The sequence below is a fragment of the Alcanivorax sp. HI0083 genome (assembly GCF_001635175.1).
This window is the reverse complement of sequence record NZ_LWFX01001013.1, coordinates 1-4,879: the sequence shown is the minus strand read 5'-3', so window position 1 is coordinate 4,879 and position 4,879 is coordinate 1. Positions and strand designations below refer to the sequence as shown.

General features: G+C 58.6%; 5 protein-coding genes. 4 read left to right on the top strand and 1 reads right to left on the bottom strand.

Translation table 11 applies throughout. The features are described 5' to 3' along the window. Nucleotides 1-629: 629 nt before the first annotated feature. A complete protein-coding gene (locus tag A3754_RS12515) occupies nucleotides 630-1,784 on the bottom strand; it encodes a YbfB/YjiJ family MFS transporter (RefSeq protein ID WP_063519959.1) in 1,155 nt (384 codons plus the stop codon). 486 nt (nucleotides 1,785-2,270) lie between these two features. Here A3754_RS12515 and A3754_RS12510 point away from each other — a divergent pair, with 486 nt between their 5' ends. The 4 genes from A3754_RS12510 to A3754_RS12500 form a co-directional block, all read left to right on the top strand. Next, nucleotides 2,271-3,449 (top strand): alginate export family protein, encoded by a 1,179-nt coding sequence (locus A3754_RS12510; RefSeq protein WP_063519958.1) that lies wholly within the window; start codon nucleotides 2,271-2,273, stop codon nucleotides 3,447-3,449. 180 nt (nucleotides 3,450-3,629) lie between these two features. Further along, nucleotides 3,630-4,217 (top strand): ANTAR domain-containing response regulator, encoded by a 588-nt coding sequence (locus A3754_RS12505; RefSeq protein WP_007151333.1) that lies wholly within the window; start codon nucleotides 3,630-3,632, stop codon nucleotides 4,215-4,217. A gap of 52 nt (nucleotides 4,218-4,269) precedes the next feature. Further along, nucleotides 4,270-4,422: a hypothetical protein gene (locus A3754_RS26650; RefSeq protein WP_156496970.1), complete on the top strand. Its 153-nt coding sequence runs from the start codon at nucleotides 4,270-4,272 to the stop codon at nucleotides 4,420-4,422. Further along, nucleotides 4,419-4,879: ABC transporter substrate-binding protein (locus A3754_RS12500; protein WP_197468643.1), on the top strand; the 461-nt coding region annotated here is incomplete at its 3' end. The genes A3754_RS26650 and A3754_RS12500, both read left to right, overlap by 4 nt.

Below are 4,879 nucleotides of genomic sequence, written 5' to 3'. Positions count from 1 at the left end.
TTGCTCGCAAGGCGAAGGGGCTGACGTCACTGCCGTGCTCAACAGAACGAGCCATATGTTTGTAGGATATGGCTTACAGAAAATGCTAAATGGTTGATATAGAGTGAGTTTCGGAACGGGGTGATATCGGGGAAGTCAGGAAATAGGCCGCTTCTTCGAGTTTTTTCAGACGAGAAGAGTTCTTGTTTTCACTGTAAGAGCCTGACTGTCTTGCGAATTTCTGTGTTTTCCCCGAAATTCATAAAAGAATTATGTCGAAGAAAGATATGTCGAACCGTTCGATTGAATACGCTGTTAAATGGCTCTGCTTTATTTATGGCGGAGCGAGATTCTGAGTCGGTACCACCATCAAAATTTACGGTGCCGTTAGAAAATAAGAGGGTGTGGTTCGGCTTTCCCGTTTGTTGTGGGCGGCCACATTCCAGGTTGGGGGTGTCTTCAAGGCTTGAGTCCTTGCGGGTGCCATAAATGTAGTCTGGTTCGCAGGCTCACATCGTGGTCTTTGGTTAGGCTGGTGTGTCGCCAATTAACCAGGCAAGGCAGCAGACGCAAAAAGCCGCGCTGCTGCTCGCGGCGTTATGTTTTGTAGTTCCCCCCTTTTAGCGGACACCTTCTTCTTGATCAAAACCCTAAAACCGCACCTTCCCCAACGGCACCAACAACACCGCCGCCCCAATCAATGCCGCCGCTGCCCCCAGCAATCCGGGCGCAAAACTCCCGCTACTTTCCAGCAACCGTGCCGTCACCACCGGCCCCAGTATCTGCCCGACACCATAACAGGCGGTTAACGCGCCCAGGGCGGCACTGGCGGCGTGGGGGGCGAGTTGGCGGCCGCAGTACATGCTCAGTGCGACCACGGCGGTGAAGGTGGCGCCCACCAGCAGGCCGCTGACGACCAGCCCGGTGAGGCCGGGTAGCCAGGCGGGGGCGCTGACGCCTATTGCTTGCACCACCAGGGCTGTCATCAGGGCGTTGCGTTCGCCGACATGGCTGGCGAGCTTGCCCCACAGCAGGTTGGCGGGCACGGCGGCCAGGCCCACGGCCAGCCAGGTGTAGAAGGCGGCGCTGTCCAGGCCCGGCAGTTGCGCTTTGGCGATCACCGGCAGGTAGGTGGTGCTGGTGATATAGCCGAAGCCGGCCAGGGTGTAGCTGGCGATCAGAAAACCCAGGGCCGAGCGGTTCACCGGCGCCCGTTCGTGCTGGGTGTGTTTGGCGTGGGGCAGGGCGGGTATGCGGCGCAGCAGTGGCAGAATGATCAGCGCCAGTGCACCACAGGCCAGCCACATGGTGGCATAGCTGCCGTGCAGGGTTTCAATAAAGGCCACGGTGAGGGCGGCGATGCTGATGCCCAGGCCAATGCCGGCATAGTGGATATTGCCCAGCCGGGCACGCAGATGGTTGGGCATGGCGCCCAGTACCAGCGCGGAGCCGTTGACCATAATGATGGCGCTGGCCACACCGGCGAGGAACCGGTTGATGGCCCAGGGCGTGAAGGTCTCGCTTAACCCCATCAGGCCGCTGCTGATAACACTCACCCATAAGGCCAACCAGAAAGCCGTGCGTGCCCGGTGGGCGGGAACCAGCATGGCGAGCATTGCGCCGGCCAGGTAGCCCCCATAATTGATCGCTGCCAGGTAGCCGCCGCTAATGGCAGTGAGGCTGGTCTCGGCAATCATGTCGGGCAAGGCTGGGGTAAACAGAAAGCGGCCAATGCCCAAGGCAATAACCAGGCTGAATGCGCCAGCGATGGCGATGCGCAGAGAATCTGAATCAGAGTGGGTCACAGTGACTCCAGTGGGGCGCCAAGGGGCAGAATCAATAAAAGAACGCAAGCCTAACAGGCTGGCCGCGTTGCGGCTGTAGTCTTCGAATGATGTTCACTATTCGCGGGAATGATAATTCCCCATTGGTCGTAGACAGTGCGCGCTATCCCGGTGCCACTGGACCATCTGAGGGCACCTGCAGGTAGTTGCCTTGGCCTGTTTTATTCCCCGGCGGGCTGTTTCCTTCGCATTTCAGGAATTGGCATGGCGCTTGCCTAACGTAAGCACATTAGCAGGATGATTCGTCACGCTATCCTGCTAGCGATCAATGGTGATCGCGAAAGAATCTGAGCAAAGACGCTCATGGAATGTCGTCAACGGCGGCGTTGTTCCATGGGCGTTTTTTTATGCCTGGGATAAAGGGGGCAGGCGTGAGCACACCGCCTTCAAAGATAGGCGTTTTCCGAAACGAGAGCGATAAAACACACTAAGGTGAGGAAGAAAACCATGAAACATTCTGCCATTGCCGCCGGCGTCATTCTCTCCACGCTGGGCTTTACGGGGACCGCCAGCGCGGAAGACGATGCATTCATTACCGCACTGAAAGACGGCACACCGCTGCTGAACATGCGCCTGCGTTATGAAGAAGTGAACAGTGATGCCTTCACTGAAGACGGCCAGGCGCTGACCCTGCGTACCCGCCTGGGTTACCAGAGTGGCAAGCTCCACGGTTTTGATGTGATGGGGGAGTTTGAAGATACCCGCATCGTGGGCCAGGTGGACAACTATGCGCCGCAGCAGGCCGGTTATCCGGTCATCGCTGACCCGGAAGTGACCGAACTCAACCGTGCTGCGATTCGCTATACCGGTAGCAACGCCCTGGAAGGCCTGGTGGCGACTTACGGTCGCCAGCGGATCATTTACGACAATGCCCGTTTTGTGGGGAACGTGGGCTGGCGCCAGGATGAACAGACCTTTGATGGTGCGCGGATCGATTACGGCATCAGTGATTTCAGTGTCTCTGCGGCCCATCTGACCCAGGTGAACGGCATTACGCCGGGTTTTGATGCCAATGTGACCAACAATCTTTTCAATGCCAGCTGGGCGGGCATGCCGGGTGGCTCGCTAACCGCGTACGCCTACCTACTGGAAACCGATAACGTGACCGACTCGCAGAACGACACCTACGGTGTGCGTTACGCCGGTGCTTTCGATCTGGATGCGGTAAAGCTCTTGCTCACGCTGGAAGGGGCCCAACAGGAGGTGGAAGCCGGTGACACCGACTATTACTTTGCCGAGCTGGGCGCAGAGGTGGCCGGAGTAACGGTAAAAGTGGCACAGGAAGTGCTTGGTTCAGATGACGGCCTGGTGGCTTTCCAGACGCCGTTGGCGACCAAGCATGCCTTCAACGGGTGGGCGGACCAGTTCCTGGCTACACCGGCTGATGGCCTGGAAGACACCTTCGTAACCGTGGGCGGCAAACTGGCCGGGTTCAAACTGGCGGCGGTCTACCACGACTTTCAGTCCAACGAAGGCAGCACTGACTACGGCTCGGAAACCGACCTGCTGGTGGCCCGCCCCATCGGTAAGCACTACGTGGTTGGTCTGAAGTATGCGGCGTACAACGCCAATGACTTCAAGGATGACACCAGCAAGTACTGGGCCTGGGGCGAGATTAAATTCTGATCACATTTTGGTGCCGAAAAGTGCGTCGCCTTGGTGCACTTTTTCGGTGCTGGATCAGAGGGAAACTAAATACATTGAAAATCATCAGGTTAGGGATGTGATGACTGGCACAACCGTTGCAAAACAACCCGTAACGACAACGATTCCGGACGCGCCTGACATGATAGTTCTGAAAATAAGATGGCTCTGAAAATCATGCTGGTGGATGACCAGCCACCCCGTGCTGCGATTCTCGAGCGGGCCCTCATTGATGAGGGCCACGAGATCCTGTGCCGCCTGACCAGCGCCGCCGGTTTGGCGGAGAAGGTGCGCAGCAGTAATCCGGATGTGGTGATTGTCGACATGGATGCGCCCGACCGGGACACCCTGGAAAGCATGGCTCTGGTTCAGCGGGATATCCCACGGCCCATGGTCATGTTCTGCAACCAGGACGATGAAGAGCTGGTGGTGGCGGCGCTGCGCGCGGGCGTCAGTGCCTATGTGGCTGGAGAAACCGACCTGACCCGGGTACGCGGTGTCATGCGCGTGGCGACGGCCCGTTTCCGGGAATACCAGGCGTTGCGTGAAGAGCTGGAAGAAACCCGTGAGGCCCTGGCTGAGCGGAAAATCATTGAGCGTGCGAAAGGGTTGCTGATGCAGCGTCGCCGGCTCAATGAACAGGATGCTTACAGCACTCTGCGTCGCCAGGCCATGAACAGCGGGCAGCCGTTGATTCAGGTGGCCCGGTCGGTGCTGGATTATGCCGAAATGCTCAAGGCGCAAGGGTGAAGAACGCCAGACGCTGGACGCCGGAAGCCTGACGCAAAAAACAGGAGACAAGATGCGACGAGTAATGCCATTGATGAAGGCGCGCAGCCTGATCGAGACACCGGAAAAAACGATGAGCCGTGCACCTGCCGTAGACGGCGTCAGGCCGGTTCGTCGTCAGGCGTCCACTATCCGGCGTCCGGCATTCACGGAGCAAACCTCATGAAGGTGCGTATCGGCTATATGCCGCTAACAGACAGCTTGCCGCTGGCAGTGGCCCAGGAGGCAGGCTTCTTCGCCGCCGAAGGGCTGGATGTGGAGCTGCAGCCGGAGTGGAGTTGGGCCAGCCTGCGCGATCGGCTATTGGTGGGGCAGCTGGATGCGGCGCCGATGCTGGCGCCGATGCTGTTGTCCACGTCGCTGGGGCTGGGATGCATCAAGAAGCCCCTCGCCACGGCGTTTTCCATGGGCCTCAACGGTAATGGCGTGACCGTTTCGCCGATGCTGTTTCAGGGATTGTGTGCCTTGTCGGAAGGGCCGACCCCCAACGACATCGCCGCCGCCATGAACAAGCTGGTGGCCGCGCGTGCTTCCAGCGGAGAAGATCCGCTGGTGCTCGCGGTGGTCTTTCCGTTTTCCTGCCATGCCTATCAATTACGCCACTGGCTGAGTGTGGCCGGGCT